We start from the raw sequence: 22,616 nt of genomic DNA, 5'->3' as shown, positions 1-22,616 counted from the left end.
CACCGCGTGACGCCCGGCCCCGCCTCCCCCGCGACCCGGACGCCGCGCCTCTCCCTCCGAGCCGACGAGCTCGCGACACCTGCCAGGAGCAGCCACATGACCAGCAACACCGGCCCCTTCATCGCCGCGATCGACCAGGGCACCACCTCCTCCCGTTGCATCGTCTTCGACCGCGACGGCCGGATCGTCTCGGTGGACCAGAAGGAGCACGAGCAGATCTTCCCGAAGCCGGGCTGGGTCGAGCACGACGCGAAGGAGATCTGGGCCAACGTCCGGGAGGTGGTGGCCGGGGCCATCGCCAAGGCCGAGATCACCGCCGCCGACGTCAAGGCCATCGGCATCACCAACCAGCGCGAGACCACCCTGCTGTGGGACCGCCACACCGGCGAGCCGGTGCACAACGCGCTGGTCTGGCAGGACACCCGCACCGACGCGCTGTGCAAGGAACTGGGCCGCAACGTCGGCCAGGACCGCTTCCGCCGCGAGACCGGCCTGCCGCTGGCCTCCTACTTCGCCGGCCCGAAGATCCGCTGGCTGCTCGACAACGTCGAGGGGCTGCGCGAGCGCGCCGAGGCCGGGGACATCCTCTTCGGAACCATGGACTCCTGGGTCATCTGGAACCTGACCGGCGGCACCGAGGGCGGGGTGCACGTCACCGACGTCACCAACGCCTCCCGCACCATGCTCATGAACCTGCACGAGCTGGCCTGGGACGAGCGGATCCTGCACTCCATGGACGTGCCCGCGGCCGTCCTGCCCGAGATCCGCTCCTCCGCCGAGGTCTACGGGCACGTCAAGGACGGCGTGCTGGCCGGGGTGCCCGTCGCCTCCGCGCTCGGCGACCAGCAGGCCGCCCTGTTCGGCCAGACCTGTTTCGCCGAGGGCGAGGCCAAGTCCACCTACGGCACCGGCACCTTCATGCTCATGAACACCGGCGACCAGATCATCAACTCCTACAGCGGCCTGCTGACCACCGTCGGCTACCGGATCGGCGAGCAGAAGCCGGTCTACGCGCTGGAGGGCTCCATCGCCGTCACCGGTTCGCTGGTGCAGTGGATGCGCGACCAGATGGGCCTGATCAAGTCGGCGGCCGAGATCGAGACCCTGGCCTCCTCCGTCGAGGACAACGGCGGCGCCTACTTCGTGCCGGCCTTCTCCGGCCTGTTCGCCCCGTACTGGCGCTCCGACGCCCGCGGCGTGATCGCCGGCCTGACCCGCTACGTCACCAAGGCGCACATCGCCCGCGCGGTCCTGGAGGCCACCGCCTGGCAGACCCGCGAGATCACCGACGCCATGACCAAGGACTCCGGCGTCGAGCTGGCCGCCCTCAAGGTCGACGGCGGCATGACCTCCAACAACCTGCTGATGCAGACCCTCTCGGACTTCCTGGACGCCCCCGTGGTGCGCCCGATGGTCGCCGAGACCACCTGCCTCGGCGCGGCCTACGCCGCCGGCCTCGCCGTCGGCTTCTGGCCCGACACCGACGCCCTGCGCGCCAACTGGCGCCGGGCCGCCGAGTGGACCCCCCGGATGGACGCCTCCACGAGGGACAGCGAGTACAAGAACTGGCTCAAGGCCGTCGAGCGGACCATGGGCTGGATCGACGACGAGACCGACGGCTGACCGCCCCCACGGTCGGTCGAGCACGCGAGGACGAGGAGCCACACAGATGAACACCCCGCAGACCGCGCCCGCTCTGGGCACCCACCGGAACGCCGGCGCCAACCCCGGGCGCGCGGAGGTCCGTGACCGACTCTCCCGGGCCACCTACGACCTGCTGGTCGTCGGCGGCGGCATCCTGGGCACCTCGGTGGCCTGGCACGCCGCGCAGGCCGGTCTGCGGGTGGCCATGGTGGACGCCGGCGACTTCGCCGGCGCCACCTCCTCGGCCTCCTCCAAGCTCGTCCACGGCGGCCTGCGCTACCTGCAGACCGGCGCGGTCAAGCTGGTCGCCGAGAACCACCACGAGCGCCGCGTCCTCGCCAAGGACGTGGCCCCGCACCTGGTGAACCCGCTCACCTTCCACCTGCCCGTCTACAAGGGCGGCCCGGTGGGCGCGGCCAAGCTCGGCGCGGGCGTGTTCGCGTACTCGGCGCTGTCCGCGTTCGGCGACGGCATCGGTCGGGTGATCAGCCCGGCCCGCGCCGCCGCCGAGAACCCGGCGCTGCGCACCGAGAACCTCAAGGCCGTGGCCGTGTACCACGACCACCAGATGAACGATTCGCGGGTCGCGGTGATGACCGTGCGCGCGGCCGTGGAGTCGGGGGCCGTGGTCCTCAACCACGCCGAGGTGACGGGGCTGCGCTCCACGCGCGGCCGGGTCACGGGCGCGGAGCTGCGCGACCGGCTCGACGGCACCGAGTTCGGGGTGGACGCCCGGGTGGTGCTGAACGCCACCGGCCCGTGGGTGGACCACCTGCGGCGGATGGAGGACCCGCAGGCGGCGCCCTCGATCCGGCTGTCCAAGGGCGCGCACATCGTGCTGAAGCGGAACTCGCCGTGGCGGGCCGCGATGGCCACCCCCATCGACAAGTACCGGATCACCTTCGCGCTGCCGTGGGAGGACCAGCTGCTGCTGGGCACCACCGACGAGGTGTACGAGGGGGACCCGGCGGACGTGCGGGCCACCGAGAAGGACATCGCGCAGATCCTGGACGAGGCCGCGTTCTCGGTGAAGGACGCCGACCTGGACCGTTCGCTGATGACGTACGCGTTCGCGGGCCTGCGGGTGCTGCCCGGGGGTCCGGGCGGGGTGGAGAAGGCCAAGCGGGAGACGGTGGTCTCCGAGGGCCGCGGCGGGATGCTGTCGGTGGCCGGCGGGAAGTGGACCACCTACCGGCACATCGGCCGGGTGGTCATGGACAAGCTGGCGAAGCTGCCGGGCAGCCCGTTGTCGGAGGACATGGAGCCGGTGGGCTCGCTGGTGCGGCGGGTGCCGCTGCCGGGGGTGGCGAACCCGAACGCGGTCGCGCACCGGCTGCTGGTGGACCGGGACCCGGGCACCCGCATGGACCCGCTGACCGCGCGGCACCTGGCCTCGCACTACGGTTCGCTGGCCTTCGACATAGCCCGGCTGGTCAACGAGGACCCCGCGCTGGGCGAGCGGATCCACGAGGACGGCCCGGAGATCTGGGCGCAGGTGGCCTACGCCCGGGACTTCGAGTGGGCGCGGACCGCGGACGACGTGCTGCGTCGGCGCACCACGGTGACCGTGCGCGGTCTCGACGACGAGCGGGTGCGGACCCGGGTCGAGGAAATGCTGCGGGAACAGGCTTAACGAGGGCCCGCGCGGTACATGTGTGAGGCATGGCAGCGCGCGGGAGCTCACGGGCGTCGGTGGGCGCGGGAGGGGGCGGTCCGGGCTCGGACCGCCCCCTCCCGCGGGCTGTGGCGGCGCTCGGGTGTGGGCTTAGGCTGACCCGTGTACGCAAGGGAACTTCGGAAGGAGACCTGGGTGGTCGAGCTTGAGGGCGTGCCCGAGCTGATCGACCCGGTCATGGTGGCCGCGTTCGAGGGCTGGAACGACGCGGGCGACGCGGCTTCCGGCGCGGTCGCGCATCTGGACCGGGAGTGGAAAGGCGAGGTGTTCGCGGCGTTGGACGCCGAGGACTACTACGACTTCCAGGTCAACCGGCCGACGGTGTGGTTGGACAACGGGGTCCGCAAGATCACGTGGCCGACCACGCGGTTGTCGGTGGTGCGCGTGGGCGGGGCCAAGCCCCGGGACCTGGTGTTGGTCCGGGGGATCGAGCCGTCCATGCGGTGGCGTTCGTTCTGCAACGAACTGTTGGGGTTCGCGCACGAGTTGGGCGTGGAGATGGTGGTGATCCTGGGCGCGCTGCTCGGGGACACCCCGCACACGCGCCCGGTGCCGGTGAGCGGGGTGACCTCGGATCCGGGGTTGGCGCGCTCGATGGACCTGGAGGAGACCCGGTACGAGGGTCCGACGGGCATCGTGGGGATCCTGCAGGAGGCGTGCACGCACGCGGGGGTGCCGGCGGTGTCGCTGTGGGCGGCGGTGCCGCACTACGTGTCGCAGCCGCCGAACCCGAAGGCGACGCTGGCGTTGCTGAACCGGTTGGAGGACCTGATCGACATCAGGATTCCGCTGGGTGAGCTGCCGGAGGACGCCCGGGCCTGGCAGGTGGGCGTGGACCAGCTCGCGTCGGAGGACAGCGAGGTGGCGGAGTACGTGCAGACGCTGGAGGAGGCGCGGGACACCGCGGACCTGCCGGAGGCATCCGGCGACGCGATCGCACGGGAGTTCGAGCGGTATCTGCGGCGGCGTGATCCGGCGCCGGATCCGGGGACGGCCGGCGAGGCCGGGTCCTACTTCCGGGATCCCGGGGTCGCGGGCGGGTCGGGGAAGGCGCAGGCCCGGCGGCGGCCGGAGCCGGAGGAGCCGGGGTCGGCCCCGGGCTCTCAGGAGTCGGCGCCGGGCGAGGAGCCCCCGCCGCAGGAGTGAGCGCGCGGCAGGGCCGCGCGCGTGTCGGACCGGCCCCCGGTCCCCGTCCGTCTCGTACGGGCGGGGCCGGGGGCCGGTTCGCGTCCGGGGCGGGCCGGGAACGAGAGGACTCCCCCGCCCGTGGGGGCGGAGGAGTCCGGGTGCGGTCGGGGGCGAGGCCCCGGGAGCGTGGCTAGAGGGCGACGCCGAGCAGGGCGTCGACGGTGCGGGAGACCAGGCCGGGGGCGGCCTCGTCCTCGCCGCCGTCGGCGAGCTGCGCCTCGGCCCAGCGGTCCACGGCCGCGAGGGCGGCCGGGGCGTCGAGGTCGTCGGCGAGGGCCTCGCGGACCTCTTCGAGGAGCGCGTCGGCCGGCAGGCCGTCGGGGCGGGAGACGGCGGCGCGCCAGCGGTCGAGGCGCGCGACGGCCTCGTCGAGGACGGCGTCGGTCCACTCCCAGTCGGCCCGGTAGTGGCGGGAGAGCAGGGCCAGGCGGATCGCGGCCGGGTCGACGCCGGCGCGGCGGAGCGCGGAGACGAAGACGAGGTTGCCGCGGGACTTGGACATCTTCTCGCCGTCGAGGCCGACCATCCCGGCGTGCACGTAGGCGGAGGCCATGGGGAACTCGCCGGTGAGGACCTGGGCGTGGGAGGCGCCCATCTCGTGGTGCGGGAAGATCAGGTCGGAGCCGCCGCCCTGCACGTCGAAGCCCATGCCCAGGTGTTGCAGGGCGATGGCGACGCACTCGATGTGCCAGCCGGGGCGGCCCCGGCCGAGGCTGGCGCCGTCCCAGCTGGGTTCGCCCTCGCGGGCGGCCATCCACAGCATCGGGTCGAGGGGGTTCTTCTTGCCCTCGCGGTCGGGGTCGCCGCCGCGTTCGGCGGAGAGGATCCGCATGGCCTCGGCGTCGAGGTGGGAGACCTCGCCGAAGTGGGCGTCGGACTCGACGGAGAAGTACACGTCGCCGTCGAGTTCGTAGGCGGCGCCGGCGTCGCGGAGCCGTTCCACGAGGGGGACGATCGCCGGTATGGCCTCGACCGCGCCGATGTAGTGGCGCGGGGGGAGCATCCGCAGGGCGGTCATGTCCTCGCGGAAGAGGGCGGTCTCGCGTTCGGCGAGCGCCTCCCAGTCCTCGCCGTCGCGCACGGCCCGCTCCAGCAGCGGGTCGTCCACGTCGGTGACGTTCTGGACGTAGTGGACCTGCCGCTTGGTGTCGAGCCACACGCGCTGAACGAGGTCGAACGCGTTGTAGGTCGCCGCGTGACCCAGGTGGGTCGCGTCGTACGGGGTGATCCCGCAGACGTAGATGCGGGCGACGGGACCGGGGACCAGGGTGACGGTCCCCCGGGTCGCGGTGTCGTGGATCCGGAGGTCGCGGCCCTTGCCGGGCAGGGCGGGAACCTCAGAAGCGGGCCAGGCATGCATGTCATGAGACTAACCGCACGGATGTTCCGGAAACGAACCGGATCCGGTCATCGGCCGAAAGCGCTCTCTTGTGGTTTCGCCCCCGGTGTGGCAGGCGATACACGTGGCGTTCGGGCCGGTCAGACCGGGGGCCAGGGGATCGGGGGCCACTCCCCCGAGGGGCTGGGATGGGTCCGGGCGGCCAGCAGGGCGGCCACGCGGGCCCGTACGGCGTCCAGCTCCGCCCCGGTGATCAGTTCGGCCAGACGGGTGGCGAGCGGGCCGCCCTCGGCCAGTTCCCCGGAAAGCCGGCCGAGAACCGTCAGCGCCTCCTCGGTGAGGGGTTCCCCGGCCCATCCCCACAGCAGGGTGCGGAGCTTGTCGTCCGTGTGAAAACTCACTCCGTGGTCGATGCCGTACAGCCGGCCGTCGGGGGTGGGCAGCAGGTGCCCGCCCTTGCGGTCGCCGTTGTTGATGACGGCGTCCAGGACGGCGAGCCGGCGCAGCCGTTCGTCGTCGGCGTGCACGAGGAGCGCGGTGCGGCCCTCGCCGACCTCGGCGAAGGCCACCGGGCGCCAGCCCTCCCCCGCCTCCTCGCCGTCCACCAGCGCCAGCAGCGAGGCCCCGGGCGGCCCGCCGATCGGCTCGGGCCCGGCAGCGGCCTCGGTGTCGGGCCCGCCGCCGGCCCCGCTCTCGTCGGTCGCCTCGCCCCCTTCGACCCCTTCGCCCTCGGGGGCGCCGCCGGCCGCGTCGAGCCACAGCTGGACCATGCCCTCGCCGTAGGGCCCGTCGCGCAGCACGGTCGGGGGCACCAGCCCCCAGCCGGTGGCCTCGGACACCAGGTAGGCGGCGCGCTCGCGGCGGGCGAGGTTGCCGTCGGGGAAGTCCCACAGCGGCCGCTCGCCCTTGACGGGCTTGTACACGCACTCGACGCCGGCGCCGTCACGGGTGACGGTGCACAGCAGGACCGCGTTGGAGGCTTGCGGGATCCGGCCCAGAACCGTCAGCTCCCCCTCGGCCAACAGTTCCTCGATGCCGGTCACGGTGCTCACGCCTGCCGCCGGTAGCCGTTCTGGCGCGGGCAGACGTGGCCCTCGGGGTCGAGCGGGAGACTGCACAGCGGGCACGGGGCGCGGCCGGCGTTGACCACGTCCAGAGCGCGCTTGGCGAAGGCCCGGGCCTGGGCCCCGGTGAGGCGGACCCGCAGCATCGGCGGCCCGTTCTCCTCGTCCTGGAGCAGGCGCTCCTCGGCCTCGGCGAGGTCCTCCTCGGACTCCGCGTCGAGTTCCACCAGGGCCTGCGCCTCGACGATCATGCGCTGTTCCTCGCCGTCCCAGGCCAGCGCCATGGTCCCGACCCGGAACTCCTCCTCGACCGGCACGTCCAGCGGCGCGGTGTCGGCGGACTCGGTGGTGGCCATCGCGGGCACCGCCGCGTTGCCGCCGGTGCGCCGGACCACCTCGTCGAGCAGTTCGTCCATCCGTTCGGCCAGCGCGGCGACCTGGGTCTTCTCCAGGGACACGCTGGTCACCCGGTGTCCGGCGGTGGCCTGGAGGAAGAAGGTGCGGCGCCCGGGCAGGCCGACCGTGCCGGCCACGAAACGGTCCGGGGGGTCGTAGAGGAACACCTGACGAGGCACGTCCGGAACTCCAGGTCTCGGCGACAGGGGGGCGGGTGCCGGGTCGACGCCCGGTCGGTCCACCCTACTGCGCCCGGCGATCACGCAGCGCCCGCACCACCGCCCACGACGGCGTCGCCCGCCCCCGTCGTCCCGGCTTCGGGCGTTTCGTCCCCGGAGGCGGCGCCGGCCGCCGGATCGGCGTCGGCGGGCACCCGGCGGGCGGCGATCCCGGACAGTTCCCCGGTGTCCCCGAGCCGCAGCAGGAAGGGCCGGACGGGGGTGTAGCGGATGACGGTGACCGAGCAGGGGTCGACCTGGATCCGCTGGAAGAGGTCCAGGTGCATGCCCAGGGCGTCGGCCACCAGGGACTTCACGATGTCCCCGTGCGAGCACATCACGAACGCGGCCTCCGGGCCGTGCTCGGCCTCGATCCGCTCGTTCCACTCCCGAGCCGCGTCCACCGCCCGCGCCTGCATCGCGCGCATGGACTCGCCGCCGGGGAACGCGGCGGCGGAGGGGTGCTGCTGCACGATCCGCATCAGCGGCTCGTCCGTCAACTCGCCGAGCTTGCGACCGGCCCAGTCGCCGTAGTCGCACTCCGAGATCCGCTCCTCCACGTGCAGCGGGGTGCCGGGGCGGTCGGCGAGCAGCGGCGCGATCGTCTCGCGGCAGCGCTCCAACGGGCTGCTGACCACGGCGTCCACCGGGACCCCGGCCAGCCGGCCGGGCAGGGCCGCGGCCTGCTCCCGGCCCCGCTCGTCGAGGTGCACCCCCGGCGTCCGGCCGGCGAGCACCCCGGCGGTGTTGGCGGTGGAACGCCCGTGTCGTACGAGGATCAGCGTGGCCATGGGGCCCAGGGTACGGGCAGCGGACGGCGCGCCGACCCGCGGCCCGACGAGGTGCGTGACGCGCTCGCGGCGGGGCACAATGCGCGGCGTGATGGTGGACTGCGCGATGTACGCGAACGGTGAGCGGACCGCGGCGCCGGAGGACCTCTCCGACGCCCTCGAAGCGGCACGCGCCCGCGGGGACGCGTTCCTGTGGGTGGGCATGCACGAGCCGACGGCGGACGAGTTCGAGCACGTCCGCGACGAGTTCGGACTGCACCCGCTGGCCGTGGAGGACGCCCTGACCGCGCACCAGCGGCCCAAGCTGGAGGTGTACGACGACTCCCTCTTCGTGGTCCTCAAGCCGGTGCGCTACGACGACGACACCGACACCGTCACCGCCGACGAGGTGATGGTCTTCATCGGGGACTCCTTCGTGGTGACCGTCCGGCACGGCGACGGGGCCCCGCTGACCGAGGTCCGGCACCGGCTGGAGGAGGACCCGGAGGTGCTGCGGCACGGGCCCACGGCCGTGCTGTACGCCGTGGCCGACGCCGTCGTCGACCACTACATCGACGTGGCCTCCGAGCTCCAGGCCGACCTGGAGGAGCTGGAGGCGGAGGTGTTCGCCCCGAACGCGGGCGACGCCAAGAACACGGCGGCCCGGATCTACGGCTTCAAGCGGCAGGTGCTGGAGTTCCGTCGGGCCACCGGCCCGCTCGCCCAGCCGATGGACCGGCTCGCGTTCGGCACCGTGCCCTTCGTGCACGAGCACTCCCGGCCCTTCTTCCGGGACGTCGCCGACCACCTCACCAAGGCCAACGAGTACGTGGAGGGCCTGGACCGGCTGCTGTCGGACGCCCTCGCCGCGCACCTGGCGCAGATGGGCGTGCGACAGAACGACGACATGCGCAAGATCTCGGCCTGGGCGGCCATGGCGGCCGTGCCCACCATGGTCGCCGGGATCTACGGCATGAACTTCGAGCACATGCCCGAGCTGGGCCAGTGGTGGGGCTACCCGGGGGTGCTGCTGGTGATGGCCGGACTGTGCGTGGGCCTGCACCGGATGTTCAAGCGACGCGGCTGGCTCTGAGCCCCCGCGGCCGGGCCCGGCTCAGACGAGCCCGCGCACGGGGGCGGGCAGGGGGCCGCCGAGGGCGTCGCGACGGGCGGGCGGACGCAGGTCGGTCATCCGGTGCCAGCCCGCGAACCGTTCCCACGCGTGCGCGGCGCGGATGCCGGCGGCCAGGGTGCGGGCCTTGGCGGGCGACCAGCCGAGGATGCGGCCCATGTGGTCCATCACGGCCAGGCTGACGTCGCGGTAGACGGCGATCTCGGCCAGGGCGCAGGTGCGCAGCACCCGTTGGATGAGCCGGCCGTGGCCGCGGGCGTTGAGGCGGAGCAGTTCCTCGTGGCAGTAGGCGAGGTGGTTGTCCTCGTCGGCGCTGATCACGCGGACGGCGCGGCCGAGGTCGGGGTGGTCGCCGAAGAGCCGGCGCAGCAGCCGCATCTGTTCGGAGGCGCGTTGTTCGGTGACCCGGCTGTGCGCGAGGTAGACGATCACGTCGCGTTCGGTGAGGGGCTCCGCCCCGCGCAGGACGGCGTGCGACAGCCCGATGCCCCGGCGCTCCAGCAGCATCGTGTAGTCGGTCTCGGGGGGCACGGGCACGGGGTCGAGGCCGCGTTTGCGCAGCAGCGCGGCGAAGATCCGGCCGTGCTTGTCCTCGTCGGCGCCGTGCCGGACGATCTTGGGCGCGAGCTCGGCGAGGGAAGGCGGGACGAGCGCGGCGATCCGCGCGTTCTCCCAACCGCCCTGCGCCTCGCCGCCGGCGGCGATGGAGCAGAACAGCCGGTAGGAGTCGTCGTTGTCGACGATCTCCTCGAAGAGGCCGCGGGCGGAGAGCACGGCGACACCCCCTTCGTGCGGGTACGGGCGGGTCCTGCGGCCCAGTCAACGGCGGGCCCGGGGGCCGGGCAACCGGAGGGACTGCTCCGGTCGGCCGTTCGACGGACGCGAAGGGGTGAACGCGGGGTGCGTAACCCCGCGGGCGCCCCGCGCGTTGAGGGGGGTGACGGCCGTGGCGGGGAAGACCCCCGAGCCCCCACCACGGCCGCGGACCCCGCTCCCCGCCCGGGAGCGACGAGAGCGCCGACCGGACCCCCGGTCGGCGCTCTCGTGCGTGACGCTCCCGTGCGTGGTGCTCCCGTGCGGGGCGGGAGGGGATCAGGCCGTGCCGGACCGCTCCAGGGCCTCGACCCCGGCGCGCAGCGCCGTCAGCCGCTCCTCCCGGGTGAACCCGGCCGGGGCCAGGGTCAGGGTGGTGACGCCGGCCGCCGCGTAGGCCCGCATCCCGTCGGCGATGCGGTCCACGGACCCGAGCAGAGTGGTGGAGTCGATCAGGGAGTGCGGAACGGCCGCGGCCGCCCCCTGCTTGTCGCCGGCCAGGTACTTGTCCTGGATCTCGGCGGCCTCCTTCTCGTAGCCCATGCGCTGGGCGAGCCGGTTGTAGAAGTTCTGCTTCCGGCTGCCCATGCCGCCCACGTACAGGGCGGTGTAGGGGCGGAAGGTGTCGGCGAGCGCGGCGACGTCCTCGCCGACGGCCAGCGGCACGGTCGGGCACACGTCGAACCCGTCGAGGGTCAGCCCGGCCTTGGCGCGGCCGGCCCGCAGCGGGGCGAGCGCGGTCTCCTCCAGGTGCTCGGCGGAGGGGAAGATCAGCAGGGCGCCGTCGGCGATCTCGCCGGTCTGCTCCAGGTTCTTCGGGCCGATGGCCGCGATGTACAGCGGGATCCGCTCGCGGACGGGGTGCACGGTGAGCTTGATCGGCTTGCCCGGGCCCTCGGGCAGCGGCAGGGTCCAGTGCTCGCCCTCGTGGGTCAGGCGCTCGCGGCTCATGGCCTTGCGGACGATCTCCACGTACTCGCGGGTGCGCGAGAGCGGCTTGTCGAAGCGGACCCCGTACCAGCCCTCGGAGACCTGCGGGCCGGAGACGCCCAGGCCCAGCCGGAACCGGCCGCCGGTCAGGGAGTCGAGGGTGGCGGCGGTCATCGCCGTCATCGCGGGCTGGCGGGCCGGGATCTGGAGGATGGCGGAGCCCACGTCGATCCGGGTGGTCTGCGCGGCCACCCAGGCCAGCACGGTCGGCGCGTCGGAGCCGTACGCCTCGGCGGCCCAGCAGACGTCGTAGCCGAGCCGGTCGGCCTCCTGGGCGACGGCGAGGTTGTCGGCGTCCATGCCCGCACCCCAGTAGCCGAGATTGATGCCGAGCCGCATAGGTCGTCCCCTCGATTCGATTGGCTTACCGGCCGGTAACGTGCCGGTGCGGGGACTCTAGCGCGCCCCGCCCGGTTCCGGCAGGCCACGGCCGGACGCGGCCCGTTCCCTGCGAGGACGCGAGACGCGGAGCGGAGGCGTCCGGACCGCACGGGCCTGCGCGGGCCCCGGATCGGCCCGGGCGCCCTGACCTGGGGCCGGGAGGCGGGCGAGGAGGCGGCGGCCGAACGGCTCAAGGTCCTCCGGGAGACCGGCGGCACCCTCGTGGACACCGCCGACGCGTACGGCGGCGGCGAGGCCGAACACCACCTCGGGCGGCTCCTCGACGGCCTCGTGCGGTCGCCGGGACCCGGCGGGGCACGAGGCCGGTGCGGTCGCCGAACCCGACTGCGGCCACGACGACTCCCGCCGGCCGCCCTCGCCGGCCCGGCCGGGCACCGACCACGCGGACCTGTGGCCATGGCAGGGCCACGCCCGCGCACCCCGGCCGAGGAGAACCCCGGCGCCCTCGACCTCGCCGTGAGCGGGGCCCGGGCCCGATACGCGGCGGGCCCGGGCACCCTCGATCTCGCCGTGAACGGCGGCCGGGCCCGGTACGCGGGCTGCGCCGGCCTCAGCGGGCGGCAGCTCGCCAAGGCCGCCACCCGGCAACCGCCGCGCCCGGCCCGCGCACCCGCCCGGCCGGCGCCCGGGTCGAGCACTCCCCCGTGCGGCGCGGCGCGGAACGCGAACTCCTGCCTGCCTGCCTGCCCGCCGGGACCTCGGCCCCGTCCTGCCGCCCTCCTCCCGCCCCGCCGGACCGGAGCGTGCCCACCGGCAAGTACCGGGAGGACGTGCCCCGCGGCTCGCGGTGCGGCTCGGACACGATGGCCGCGTTCGCGGAACCCTGTCCGGGCGACACCGGACACCGGATCACCGACGCGGGCGTCACCGCCGCGCGGGGCTCGGCCGTGACCACGGCTCAGATGGCCCCGGCGTGGGTAAGGGACCGGCCGGGGGGTCACCGCCCCGAGCGTGTGGGCCCGGACCGTCGTGCGGCTCGGCGCGGCCCTGTCGGTCGAGAGCCTTAGTCTTCCCGAGGAGATCCGCCGGGCGCAGGCCGATGTGTCGGCCCCGGTCCACCGCTACCCCGACCACGACTGGAGCACCCTGTGAGCACGGACCCCACCCGGACGCCGCCCTCGGAGGCGGACACCGACACGGCCGGCCCCGAAGCCGCCGCCCCGGGGGCCGAACACCCGCAGGACCCGACCCCCGAAACCTCCCCCACACCCGAGCCCGAGCCCGAGGCACAGGCGCAGGCCGAGCCCAGGCCGGGAACGGAGGCGAAGCCCGAGCCCGCAGCCGGAGCCGAGGCGGAGACAAAGCCCGGGGCCGAACCCGCAGCGGGCGCCGAGGCAGAGACGAAGCCCGGGGCCGAGGACACGGTCGAGCCTGGAGCCGAGGCCGAGGACACGGCCGACACCGAGGCCGAGGCCAAGACCGACGTTCAGACCGAGGCCGGCGCGGAGGCCGGGGTCGAGGCCGGGACCACGGCCGGGACCGACGTTCAGGCCGAGGCCGGCGCTGGGGCCGACATGGAGGCCGACGCCGGAACCGAGACGGAGACCGGGGCCGACCTTGAGGCCGACGGTGGCGCCAGGGCCGAGGCGGAGGCTGGGGCCGAGGTGGAGGCCGGGGACGCGGCCGAGGCCGGGGCCGACGCCGGGGACGCGGCCGACGCCGGGGACGCGGCCGACGCCGGGGCCGGGGACGCGGCCGAGGTGGCCGGGGGTGAGAAGGGTGACGGGGAGGCCGCGCCCGCGTTGTCCGAGGCCGCGGCCGAGCTCGCCGCGCAGAAGATCGAACGGGAACGGATCGCCCGCCGCAAGGCCGCTCGGACCGAACCCGTCACCGCCGGCGCCGCCCTCAGCGGCAAGGCCGCCGATCTGCTCGCCGCCGTCCGCGCCGTCGAGTCCGGCGACCGCCCGGACCTCCCCGTCTTCGACGAGGCCCCCGCCCCGGCCCCCCGCCGCGCCGAGCCCGCGCCCGCCCGGCCCGCGGTCCCCGCGCCCACCCCGGCGCCGGCCGCCGCACCGCCCGCCGCCGAGGCCGTGGCGGAGGTCGCCGGGGTCCTGACCCGCGGCGGCGCCCCCCGCGCCCTGGCCGACCGGGTCGCGGCCGTGCTCGGGCCGCACGCGGCCGAGGAGTTGGCCGACAACCCCTGGCGGCTGCTGGACCTGGCCGAGGTGACCTCCGAGCAGGCCGACGGCTTCGCCCGCGCCCTCCTCGGCGCCGAGGCCGGCCCCGCCGACCCGCGCCGCTGCGCCGCCCTGCTGGGCCGGCTGCTGGAGCGGGCCGCGACGGCCGGGCACACCGCCGTGACCGCCGAGTCCCTCCGCGCCGACCTGGCCCGGTTCGGCGTCGCCGACCCCGAGAGCGCGCTGGCCGAGGCCGCCGAGGAGGGCGAGGTCCTCGTCTTCCACGAGCCCGTGGAGGACTCCGCCCCCGGCTCCCCCGCCCCCACAACCGGGACCGGCTCCGCCACCGGAACGGGTGACGACGGCGAGGAGGCCGAGGTGCCCATGCGGGTGCTCGTCGGCTCCGAGCGCCTCGCCCTGGCCGAGGAGAGCCTCGCCGACTCCCTCGCCCGCCTGGTGAACACCTTCGACGCGGCGGCCGGCCCGGACCTCGCGGGCTGGGAACGGGTGGCCCAGGAGGCCCGGGGGGTGTCCGCCGGCGCCCTGGTGCGCACGGTGGCCGCGCACGGCCTGGTGGCCCACACGGGCGGCGAGGCGGCGCGGGCCGAGGTGTTCGCGGTGGCGCGCGCGGCGCGCACGCTGGGTCTGCGCGTCTGCGTGGCCGCGCACGCCCCCTGGGCCCTGCCGACCCCGCCCGACGCCCCCGCCGACGCCGCGGAGGCCACCGACGCCCCGGTGTCGACGGCCGGGCTGATCGCGGGCGTCGAGGGACCGGCGCGGGACGCGGAGGGCCGGCTCGCGGTGGACGTGCTGCTGGTGCTGGACGCCCCCCAGCTCGACGTGGAGGCCGCCGCCGCGCTCGTCGAGGCGGTCCCGGACGGGGCCCGGCTGGTGCTCTCGGGCGATCCGGTCGTGCTCGGCTCGGCGGGGCCGGGCCGGGTCTTCGCGGACCTGCTGGCCTCCCGCGCGTGCCCGCAGATCGCGTCCCGCACCCCGGACCCCGGGCCGCTCGGCGAGCTGGTGTCGGGGATCGGGATCGGCGAGCTCCAGCAGGTGCCCGCGCCCGACAAGGAGATCGTGATCGTGCCGGTGCGGGAGCCGGCCGAGGCGGTGCACCGCACGGTGCAGCTCGTCACCGAGTCCGTGCCGCGCGCCTTCGGGGTACCGGCCGACGAGGTGCGGGTGCTGACCCCGGGGCACGGCGGACCGGCGGGCACCCGGGCCCTGAACACGGCCCTCAAGCAGCGGCTGAACCCGGGACCGGGCCGGTTCGGGGGCTTCGACCCGGGCGACCTGGTCGCGTACGTGCCGGCGCCGGGCCGGGCCGTGCCCGGCCGCGTGACGGGCGCGGACGAGGCGGGCCTGCGCGTGGACTGCCCGGCCCCGTACGGGACGGTGGCGGTGACCCCGGAGCAGGTGACGGCCGGGGCGCTGCGGCACGGCTGGGCGGTCACCGGACACCAGGCGGTGGGGACGCGGGCGGCGGCGGTGGTCGTCGTCCTGCCCGGGGACGCGGGCGCGGGGCTGACCCGCGAGTGGGTGTACACGGCGTTCGGCCGGGCCGGGCGGCACCTGTCGGTGGTGCACGGCGTGGACCGCGAACTGCCGCGCGCGGTCGCGGAGCGGCACGTGCCGGCCCGGTCCACGCGGCTGACGGGCCTGCTGCGGGCCCTGACCCGGGCGACGGCCCCGACCCCCGAGGCCGGCTGACGCCGGGACGCGCGGGGGCCCCGGGAACCGTGACGGTTCCCGGGGCCCCCGCGCGTCGGCGTCCGGCGGGCTCAGTGGCGGGCGCCGGCCGGCGTCCCGTCGTCGGCGTCCTCGTCGGGGTCGACGTCGACGTCACCGTCGGAGACGTCGAGGTCGCCCTCGTCCTCGTCGAAGACGGAACTGGCGTCGAAGCGGTGCAGGACCTGACCGGGGTCGGTGTGTTCGAAGGGGGAATCCAGCCACTCCCCCGGTTCCGGCACCTCCTCCGAGGCGACGACCCACAGGGTCGCGTCCCCCTCCTCCAGTCCGAAGTCGGCGGCCCGACCGGCGATCTCGTCGGGCTCGTACTCGTCGAAGAGGACCCCGAGGGCCCCGGCGGCGGTGCCGTCGTGGAGCTGGGCGACCTCGCGGTCGTGGGCGGCGATCCGCTCGGCCTGGGCCAGCAGGCGCCGGGGTTCGCTGACCGCGTAGTCCCGGCGGACCAGGACGCTGAACGCGACGGGTTCGGCGGGGCCGGTGTAGCGGAAGGCGTCCTCCGGGCTGGGGATCTCGAAGGGGGTCACCTCGTCGTGGCGTTCGTAGAGGAGCTCGTCGTACTCCTCCGCGGCGGCGGCGAGTTCGTTGAAGGCGGCGTGGACGGCCGGGTCGTCGTCCCCGGACCTGCTCTCGACCGCCGCGAGGTGACGGTCCAGTGCGGCCTTGACCGCCTCGGCGGCGGCGCGTACCTCGGCAACGGTGGGCAGAGCGGCATCAGACATGGTGCAGACGCTATCCGTAGCGGGCCCTTGCCCGCACAATGGATTCGATGCCGGAATACGAATTTGTCGACGTGTACGTGCCGCGCGGAGTCCCTCGCAAGGAGGCCACCCGCATGCTGACCGACCATGCCGAATACGGGCACTGGGAGTTGGATCGGCTGACGCTGCACCGGGACGGCAGCCGCAGAGTGCGGTTGCGCCGCCGGATCATCCGTCAGGTACGGGCCACCTGGTGACCCGCCGGAGGTTCCGGAGCGCCCTCGCGGGACGCCCCGGAACCACCGTGCGCACGGCCCGTCGGGCCGGTGGACGGGTGGATCAGACGCCGGACCGGCGGGCCCGCCGGTAGAGCACCGCGCCGCCGAGCAGGAGGCCGCCGGCGAGCGGCAGGGCGGCGGTGGCGACCCCGTCGGCCCCGGTCTGCGCGAGCTGCGGGCCGGTCTGGGGACCGGGGTTGTTCGGCGTACCGGGGTTCCCGGGCGTGGCCGGCGTACCGGGGTTGCCCGGGGTGCCGGGGTTGCCAGGGGTACCCGGCGTGCCGGGGTTGCCCGGCGTACCGGGGTTACCCGGCGTGCCCGGGTTCCCAGGGGTGCCGGGGTTGCCCGGAGTACCGGGGTTACCCGGCGTGCCCGGGTTCCCGGGGGTCCCCGGATTGCCGGGCGTGCCCGGGTTGCCAGGGGTGCCGGGGTTGCCCGGAGTACCGGGCGTACCGGGGTTGCCCGGAGTCCCCGGGTTGCCGGGAGTACCGGGGTTTCCAGGCGTGCCCGGGTTGCCGGGAGTACCGGGGTTCCCGGGCGTGCCGGGGTTGCCCGGAGTGCCCGGGTTGCCGGGGTGACCCGGGTGCCCCGGGTGGCCCGGGTGGTCGCAGGGGTCTTCCGGTTGGGGCTTCGGCTTCGGCTTGCCGACGTGTCCGTTGCCGCAGGTGTTGCCGAACGACGGGTTGAGCAGTCCCACCACGCTCACGCTGTTGCCGCACAGGTTCACCGGCGCGTCCACGGGCGCCTGCACCGTGTTGCCGGAGAGCACCCCGGGCGATCCCGTCGCGTGGCCCGCCGCTCCCGCCCCGGGGCCGGTGCCCGCCTGGGCGTAGCCGGTGCCGAGGGCGAGGACCCCGCCGGCCGCCGCCATCGTGAACAGGGTGCGCTTGGTGACGATCTGTCGTCGCATTGTCGTGCTTCCCTCCCTGGGTGCGGACGGACCCCGACTCGGGTCCGTCCCGGCCGGCACCGTGACCACTGTGGCTCCCCCGCCACGCGCGCCGGACCGTCGAGATGTTGTCGCGAGATTGGCCGAAAACACGGCCGAAAAGCCCTACGGGCCCCGGAACGCGTGGAGCGCGTTCCGGAGCCCGGGGCTCAGCTGTGTCAGGCGTTGACGCAGGTGTTGCCGAACGAGGGGTTCAGCAGACCGATCACGTTGACGGTGTTGCCGCACACGTTCACGGGAACGTGGACGGGGACCTGGATGACGTTGCCCGACAGGACACCGGGGGAACCGACGGCCGCACCCTGCGCGCCCGCGTCGGCGGCGGCGAGGCCGGCACCCGCGAGAACGAGACCACCGGTGGCAGCGGCGACGGCCACAACCTTCTTCAGCATGATTCCTCCTGGTTGGTAAATGCGGTCCCAGCCGCGGGCCGCACCACCTGTAACGAGGAGGCTCCACCGGGGCTACGAGCGTATGAGTCGGTTCACTCTTCCCGGTGGTCCGCGCACACCCGTCCGATTCCCCTCCGGGTCCCTCCCCGGGGCGGGGTCAGCAGTTGTCGATGAACCGGTCCAGCACCCGGACGCCGAACTTGAGGCCGTCCACCGGCACCCGCTCGTCGACCCCGTGGAACATGCCCGCGAAGTCCAGTTCCGGCGGGAGCTGGAGCGGCGCGAAGCCGAAGCAGCGGATGCCGAGGTCGTCGAAGGACTTCGCGTCGGTGCCGCCGGAGAGCATGTACGGCACGGCGCGGGCGATCGGGTCCTCGGCCCGCAGCGCGCCCTGCATGGCGTCGACCAGCTTCCCGTCGAACTCGGTCTCCAGCGCCTTGTCGGCGTGCACGTCCTCGCGGCGGACCCGGGGGCCGAGGATCCGGTCGAGGTCGGCGAAGAACTCGTCCTCGTAACCGGGCAGGAAGCGGCCGTCGACGTGGGCGGTGGCCTGGCCGGGGATGACGTTCACCTTGTAGCCGGCGCCGAGCATGGTGGGGGCCGCGGAGTTGCGCAGGGTGGCGCCGACCATCTTGGCGATGCCGCCGAGCTTGGCGAGGGTGGCGTCCATGTCGTCCGGGTCCAGCGGGGTGCCCAGGGCGTCGGAGAGCTCGTCGAGGAACGAGCGCACCGTCTTGGTCACGCGCACCGGCCACTGGTGCCGGCCGAGTCGGCCGACGGCCTCGCACAGCTCGGTGATGGCGTTGTCGTTGTTGGTCATGGAGCCGTGGCCGGCGGTGCCGTCCACGGTGAGCCGCATCCAGTGCATGCCCTTCTGCGCGGTCTCCACCAGGTACAGGCGCAGGTTCTCGTTGACGGTGAACGAGAAGCCGCCGACCTCGCCGATGGCCTCCGTGACCCCGTCGAACAGGTCCCGGTGGTTGTCCACGAGGTGCCGGGCGCCGTACACGCCGCCGGCCTCCTCGTCGGCGAGGAACGCGAGCACGATGTCGCGCGGGGGCTTGCGGCCGCTGCGCAGCCGGTCGCGGACGACCGCGAGGGTCATCGCGTCCATGTCCTTCATGTCGACCGCGCCCCGGCCCCAGACGCAGCCGTCGGCGATCTCGCCGCCGAAGGGGTCGTGGGTCCAGTCGGCCGCGTTGGCCGGCACCACGTCGGTGTGGCCGTGGATGAGGAGCGCCGGACGGGAGGGGTCCTCGCCCTCGATCCGGGCCACGGTGGAGGCCCGGCCCTTGTGCGACTCGATGATCTTCGGTTCCAGGCCCACCTCGGCGAGCTTCTCCGCGACCCATTCCGCGGCCTTGCGTTCGCCGGGACCCGAGTGGTCGCCGTAGTTGCTGGTGTCGATCCGGATCAGGTCCCGACAGAGGTCGACGACCTCGTCCTCACCGGAGACGGTGCGTCCCGCGCTCGACTCGCTCACGCTGCTTCCTCCCACTGCTCGATGCGGCCTTGCCCTTGCTCCCCATCCTCACCCCGGGGGCCCCGGCCGCCCAACACCCCTCCCGAGGTCGGAGGCGGTGCACGGGGGGGCGGGAGTGCTCGGGGTGCTCGGAAACCCTGGTAATGTTCTCTTCGTCGGAGCGGCCCGCGAGGGACGCACGACAGACACCTTGTCCGGGTGGCGGAATGGCAGACGCGCTAGCTTGAGGTGCTAGTGCCCTTTATCGGGCGTGGGGGTTCAAGTCCCCCCTCGGACACCACTGAAGGACCCCAGCATCGCTGGGGTCCTTCTTCGTGTGCCCGGGGCCCGGCGCGGGGCCGGTCGCCCCGCGCCGAGGGGCGCGGGGTGACGTGCTCACGGTGCGGCGGAATTCGGCTCCCGGCGGTTCGTCCCGCGGGAAAGCCGGCGGAAAAGCCGCGGGGGGTGACTACGGGAAAAGGGAGAAGAACGCGGACACGAACTCGGTCGGCAGCGGGACGGTCTTCTGCGGTGAGTACGGGCGACCGCTGGGCGGCGTGTAGCCCGGGGCACCGGGCAGGGGAACGCGTCCGTCGGAATCCCGGAGATGGGGGCCGTAATAGAACCAGCAGATTTGGCCGAGGGTTTCCGTGAGCAGTGCCGGATGGCAATCCTCCGGATACATGCGGCTGTGGTCCCAGGCCGCCAGGTGTTCGCCCCGGGCGGTGAAGGGGTTGCCCCGGGCCACGTGACCGAAGAAGTCGTGGACGGCGCGGAAGACGTCGTTGTGGGCGAACCGAACCCCGTCGACGACGTGGTCGGTGGGCTCGACCATGGGGTGGGAGACCGCGTCGGGGGTCGAGCCGCCGGTGCCGTGGCCGTCGCTGGTGAGGTAGACGAACAGGACGCCGGAGTCGGCGACGTCGCGCCGTAACTCCGCGGAGTCCCGGTAGGGCTGGCCCTCCCCGAGCCAGGGGCGGACGCGGACGCCCGCGCGGGTCATGGCCTCGAACTGGCGGAGGGTCTCCGCTTTGAGGACGTCGTACTGGCGCCGGGACTCCGGGTGGTCCCAGGAGTCGGGGGCGCCGTCGTACCAGTCCGCGATGGAGACGCACAGGTCGCGGTCGAGCGCGAAGTCGACCGGGTCGGGCACCCGGCGTCCCGGGTCGCGCGCGTCCTCGTACCGGCGGGCCAGGGTCGCCGCGTCGACCTTCACGCCGCCCACCCCCTCGCGCGGGCGGTCGGGGCCGCGACGCGCTCGCGGGACGGCTCCGACGGGCTCGTCGACCTCATGGGGAACGCCGCGCGGGCGCCCGTACATCGACCTCGTATCGCCATCACGATGGCATCTCCTTTCGCTTGGGGAAACTCGGCGTTCGACCGGGGCGCCCGAAGGGGCTCCCGGGAATCGGGGCGCACGGGAGCCCACCGCGAACGGGGTGCCCGGGGTTCGCGGGGGAGACGGCCGTGGCGGGTCAGTGCGGAGTGCCGGCCGCGTCGGGGGTGTGTTCCGACAACGCCCGCCAGGCGAGGGCCAAGGCGATCGCGCCGAAGGCCGCGCACAGCCAGAAGGCCGCGTCGTCGCCGGTCCGGTCCGCCAGCCAGCCGCCCGTGAACGCCCCGATCGTGGTGCCCGCGCCCATGCCGGACGAGGCCCAGCTCATCCCCTCGGCCGCGCCGGCGGTCCGGCGGCGCAGGAGGGAGAAGCCAGATCCGATGGCGGGGGCGGCGCCGACGCCGGAGAGGAAACAGGCCCCCACCAGGGGCAGCCCGTCACCGACCAGGGGCAGGAGCAGACCGCTCGCCGCCATCCAGGCGATCGCGGACACGAAGACCCGTTCGGGCGCCAGGCGGCCGAGGCGGGGCCCCGCGAGCAGGGCGGCCGAGGCGCTGCCGAGGGCCCACGCGGCCAGGGTGTAGCCGGCCCACCGGGGTTCGCCGCCGGCGTCGGCGAGGGCGAGCACGAGGATCTCCAGGGAGCCGAAGTACGTCCCGATGCCCACGAAGGCCGCGACGAGGGAACGGGAGCCGGCCATGGAGACGGCGCGCTTCCCCCGGGGGCCGGGGGCGGGCAGGGGCGGCGGTTCCGTGCCGGTCTGACGGGCCAGCAGCATCCAGCCCACCACGGGGCCGACGAGGACGATCGCGGGCGCCGCCCAGCTGTGCGTGACCGTCACGGCGGTGATGGCCATGGGCGCGAGGACGAACATCATCTCGTCGACCACGGATTCGAGGAGGAAGGCCGTCTGTTGGGCGACCCGGTCCGGGACGGCGTACGCCCAGCGGGCCCGTACCGCGGAGCCGATGTCGACCTGGGCGGCGCCGGCCGCGGCGGAGGTCACGAGGATCCCGGGGACCTGCCACCACCCGGGCGTCCGGCAGAACAGCACGAGGCAGAGGAGGGCGGCCGTCTGGGCGCCGGCGGCGAGGAGCAGCATCCGGCGCTGGCCCGTGCGGTCCATCCGGCGGGCGTGCAGGGGGGCCATGACGGACGAGGCGACCACGTACAGCGCCGAGGCCGTGCCGGCCAGGCCGTACGACCGGGTGGCGCCGCTCGTCGCGAGGACGATCGCCATGCCCGCGCCGGCGAGGGGCAGTCGGGAGACGGCGCCGGTGACGACCAGGAGGCGGCGGGGCCGGGGGGCCAACAGCTCGCGGTAGCCGACGCGCGGGGGTGCGGGTGTGGGGAGGGGGGTGTCCATGGTTCGTGGCGCCGTGTCTCGTGTTCGAAAGGGGCCACCCGGGGCCGCGGACCGGCGGGGCCGGGCGGCGGGGCGGGCGGTCTGCTCAGGGGTGGGGGTGGGGGTGCGGGCGGCCCCGCGGGGCGCGCCGTCCGGGCGGCGTGCTCGGGCACGGGGGCGGGGCCGCCGGTTTTTCCCGTGGGCCGCGCGAATCCGCTCGCCCGGGAATCCCGATCGGGGGGCGCATGGGTGCGTGCGCGTCGTCCCGGGGTGTCGTGGGGGAATTCCCGGAGGTCCCGGAAGTCTCGGAAGTCGATTCCTCGGGGCCGGGGCGTGCGCCCCGCCGGGTCTTTTCGCTCCGTGACACGTTTTCCCTCCGATTCCCTCCGAGTCGAGGACACGACGCCCGGGAGTTTCGTGCGGGCGGCTTTCACGACCGGGCGCACGCTAGCAAATGCGGGTGCTTTCCGGGGGTGAGTGGATCATGGGGCCGGAAGTCGCGACGCCGCCCGGTTCACGGGGATTGGGGAGGTTTGCGCCCGTGGTCGGTGCCGGTTCGGGGTCCTGATAATTCGGGGGATTCTCAGGGATATGCGCTCATGGGTTCCTCCCCGGTTGCCCGACTGTCGGGCAACCCGAGGGCGGGGGGTCGCGCGGCG

The 22,616-nt window shown here is 74.5% G+C and carries 18 protein-coding genes, 1 tRNA gene and 1 pseudogene; 8 read left to right on the top strand and 12 right to left on the bottom strand.

What is annotated here, in order from left to right; genetic code table 11:
- Positions 1 to 96: 96 nt before the first annotated feature.
- From glpK to ACN20G_RS22270, 3 genes are all read left to right on the top strand, one after another.
- A complete protein-coding gene (gene glpK / locus ACN20G_RS22280; RefSeq protein ID WP_424214573.1) occupies positions 97 to 1,623 on the top strand; it encodes a glycerol kinase GlpK in 1,527 nt (508 codons plus the stop codon).
- A gap of 46 nt (positions 1,624 to 1,669) precedes the next feature.
- Positions 1,670 to 3,277 (top strand): FAD-dependent oxidoreductase, encoded by a 1,608-nt coding sequence (locus ACN20G_RS22275; protein ID WP_424214572.1) that lies wholly within the window; start codon positions 1,670 to 1,672, stop codon positions 3,275 to 3,277.
- 177 nt (positions 3,278 to 3,454) lie between these two features.
- Positions 3,455 to 4,465, top strand: a complete 1,011-nt coding sequence (locus tag ACN20G_RS22270; RefSeq protein ID WP_424214571.1) for a PAC2 family protein — start codon at positions 3,455 to 3,457, stop codon at positions 4,463 to 4,465.
- A gap of 172 nt (positions 4,466 to 4,637) precedes the next feature.
- Here ACN20G_RS22270 and mshC read toward each other — a convergent pair whose 3' ends face one another.
- The 4 genes from mshC to ACN20G_RS22250 form a co-directional block, all read right to left on the bottom strand.
- Positions 4,638 to 5,867: a cysteine--1-D-myo-inosityl 2-amino-2-deoxy-alpha-D-glucopyranoside ligase gene (gene mshC / locus ACN20G_RS22265; protein ID WP_424214570.1), complete on the bottom strand. Its 1,230-nt coding sequence runs from the start codon at positions 5,865 to 5,867 to the stop codon at positions 4,638 to 4,640.
- A gap of 119 nt (positions 5,868 to 5,986) precedes the next feature.
- Positions 5,987 to 6,931 carry an SCO1664 family protein gene (locus tag ACN20G_RS22260; RefSeq protein WP_424215637.1) on the bottom strand — a complete coding sequence of 315 codons (945 nt, stop codon included), beginning with the start codon at positions 6,929 to 6,931 and terminating at the stop codon, positions 5,987 to 5,989.
- Positions 6,895 to 7,485, bottom strand: coding sequence for a DUF3090 domain-containing protein (locus ACN20G_RS22255; RefSeq protein ID WP_424214569.1), 591 nt, complete (start codon positions 7,483 to 7,485; stop codon positions 6,895 to 6,897). Before ACN20G_RS22255 ends, ACN20G_RS22260 begins: the two co-directional genes overlap by 37 nt.
- Before the next feature lie 80 nt (positions 7,486 to 7,565).
- The gene (locus ACN20G_RS22250; RefSeq protein ID WP_424214568.1) at positions 7,566 to 8,315 is read right to left on the bottom strand and encodes a histidine phosphatase family protein; all 750 of its coding nucleotides are present in this window, start codon (positions 8,313 to 8,315) and stop codon (positions 7,566 to 7,568) included.
- A 79-nt stretch (positions 8,316 to 8,394) separates the two neighbouring features.
- Between ACN20G_RS22250 and ACN20G_RS22245 the strand changes: the two genes are divergently transcribed.
- Positions 8,395 to 9,387 carry a magnesium and cobalt transport protein CorA gene (locus tag ACN20G_RS22245; RefSeq protein WP_424214567.1) on the top strand — a complete coding sequence of 331 codons (993 nt, stop codon included), beginning with the start codon at positions 8,395 to 8,397 and terminating at the stop codon, positions 9,385 to 9,387.
- A gap of 21 nt (positions 9,388 to 9,408) precedes the next feature.
- Here the strand turns inward: ACN20G_RS22245 and ACN20G_RS22240 are convergent, their stop codons facing one another.
- Entirely contained in the window at positions 9,409 to 10,200 is a 792-nt protein-coding gene (locus tag ACN20G_RS22240; protein WP_424214566.1) for a ferritin-like domain-containing protein, read from the bottom strand.
- Between the two features lie 318 nt (positions 10,201 to 10,518).
- Positions 10,519 to 11,568 (bottom strand): LLM class F420-dependent oxidoreductase, encoded by a 1,050-nt coding sequence (locus ACN20G_RS22235; RefSeq protein WP_424214565.1) that lies wholly within the window; start codon positions 11,566 to 11,568, stop codon positions 10,519 to 10,521.
- Between the two features lie 156 nt (positions 11,569 to 11,724).
- On the opposite strand from ACN20G_RS22235, the pseudogene ACN20G_RS22230 reads away from it, so the two are divergent.
- Together ACN20G_RS22230 and ACN20G_RS22225 are read left to right on the top strand one after the other, a co-directional pair.
- Positions 11,725 to 12,723: pseudogene (locus ACN20G_RS22230) on the top strand (aldo/keto reductase).
- A gap of 422 nt (positions 12,724 to 13,145) precedes the next feature.
- Entirely contained in the window at positions 13,146 to 15,458 is a 2,313-nt protein-coding gene (locus tag ACN20G_RS22225) for a helix-hairpin-helix domain-containing protein (RefSeq protein WP_424215636.1), read from the top strand.
- Positions 15,459 to 15,529: 71 nt separating this feature from the next.
- Here the strand turns inward: ACN20G_RS22225 and ACN20G_RS22220 are convergent, their stop codons facing one another.
- Positions 15,530 to 16,216, bottom strand: coding sequence for a hypothetical protein (locus ACN20G_RS22220; protein ID WP_424214564.1), 687 nt, complete (start codon positions 16,214 to 16,216; stop codon positions 15,530 to 15,532).
- Between the two features lie 47 nt (positions 16,217 to 16,263).
- Between ACN20G_RS22220 and ACN20G_RS22215 the strand changes: the two genes are divergently transcribed.
- Positions 16,264 to 16,452 carry a DUF5703 family protein gene (locus tag ACN20G_RS22215; protein ID WP_424214563.1) on the top strand — a complete coding sequence of 63 codons (189 nt, stop codon included), beginning with the start codon at positions 16,264 to 16,266 and terminating at the stop codon, positions 16,450 to 16,452.
- A gap of 82 nt (positions 16,453 to 16,534) precedes the next feature.
- On the opposite strand, the gene ACN20G_RS22210 is transcribed toward ACN20G_RS22215, so the two are convergent.
- The 3 genes from ACN20G_RS22210 to ACN20G_RS22200 form a co-directional block, all read right to left on the bottom strand.
- Positions 16,535 to 17,383 (bottom strand): chaplin family protein, encoded by an 849-nt coding sequence (locus tag ACN20G_RS22210; RefSeq protein ID WP_424214562.1) that lies wholly within the window; start codon positions 17,381 to 17,383, stop codon positions 16,535 to 16,537.
- 197 nt (positions 17,384 to 17,580) lie between these two features.
- The gene (gene chpH, locus ACN20G_RS22205) at positions 17,581 to 17,814 is read right to left on the bottom strand and encodes a chaplin ChpH (RefSeq protein WP_424214561.1); all 234 of its coding nucleotides are present in this window, start codon (positions 17,812 to 17,814) and stop codon (positions 17,581 to 17,583) included.
- Between the two features lie 157 nt (positions 17,815 to 17,971).
- Positions 17,972 to 19,297 (bottom strand): M20/M25/M40 family metallo-hydrolase, encoded by a 1,326-nt coding sequence (locus ACN20G_RS22200; protein WP_424214560.1) that lies wholly within the window; start codon positions 19,295 to 19,297, stop codon positions 17,972 to 17,974.
- A 192-nt stretch (positions 19,298 to 19,489) separates the two neighbouring features.
- On the opposite strand from ACN20G_RS22200, the gene ACN20G_RS22195 reads away from it, so the two are divergent.
- Positions 19,490 to 19,577 (top strand) — tRNA-Leu (locus tag ACN20G_RS22195).
- Between the two features lie 168 nt (positions 19,578 to 19,745).
- Here the strand turns inward: ACN20G_RS22195 and ACN20G_RS22190 are convergent.
- A complete protein-coding gene (locus tag ACN20G_RS22190; protein WP_424214559.1) occupies positions 19,746 to 20,492 on the bottom strand; it encodes a crotonobetainyl-CoA--carnitine CoA-transferase in 747 nt (248 codons plus the stop codon).
- A gap of 259 nt (positions 20,493 to 20,751) precedes the next feature.
- Positions 20,752 to 21,978: an MFS transporter gene (locus ACN20G_RS22185; RefSeq protein ID WP_424214558.1), complete on the bottom strand. Its 1,227-nt coding sequence runs from the start codon at positions 21,976 to 21,978 to the stop codon at positions 20,752 to 20,754.
- Positions 21,979 to 22,616: the final 638 nt, after the last annotated feature.

Origin of the sequence: Streptomyces dryopteridis, assembly GCF_049606955.1 — a bacterium.
Lineage (GTDB): Bacteria > Actinomycetota > Actinomycetes > Streptomycetales > Streptomycetaceae > Streptomyces.
Note: the sequence above shows the minus strand (reverse complement) of the source record. Positions and strands in the feature narration are given on the sequence as shown.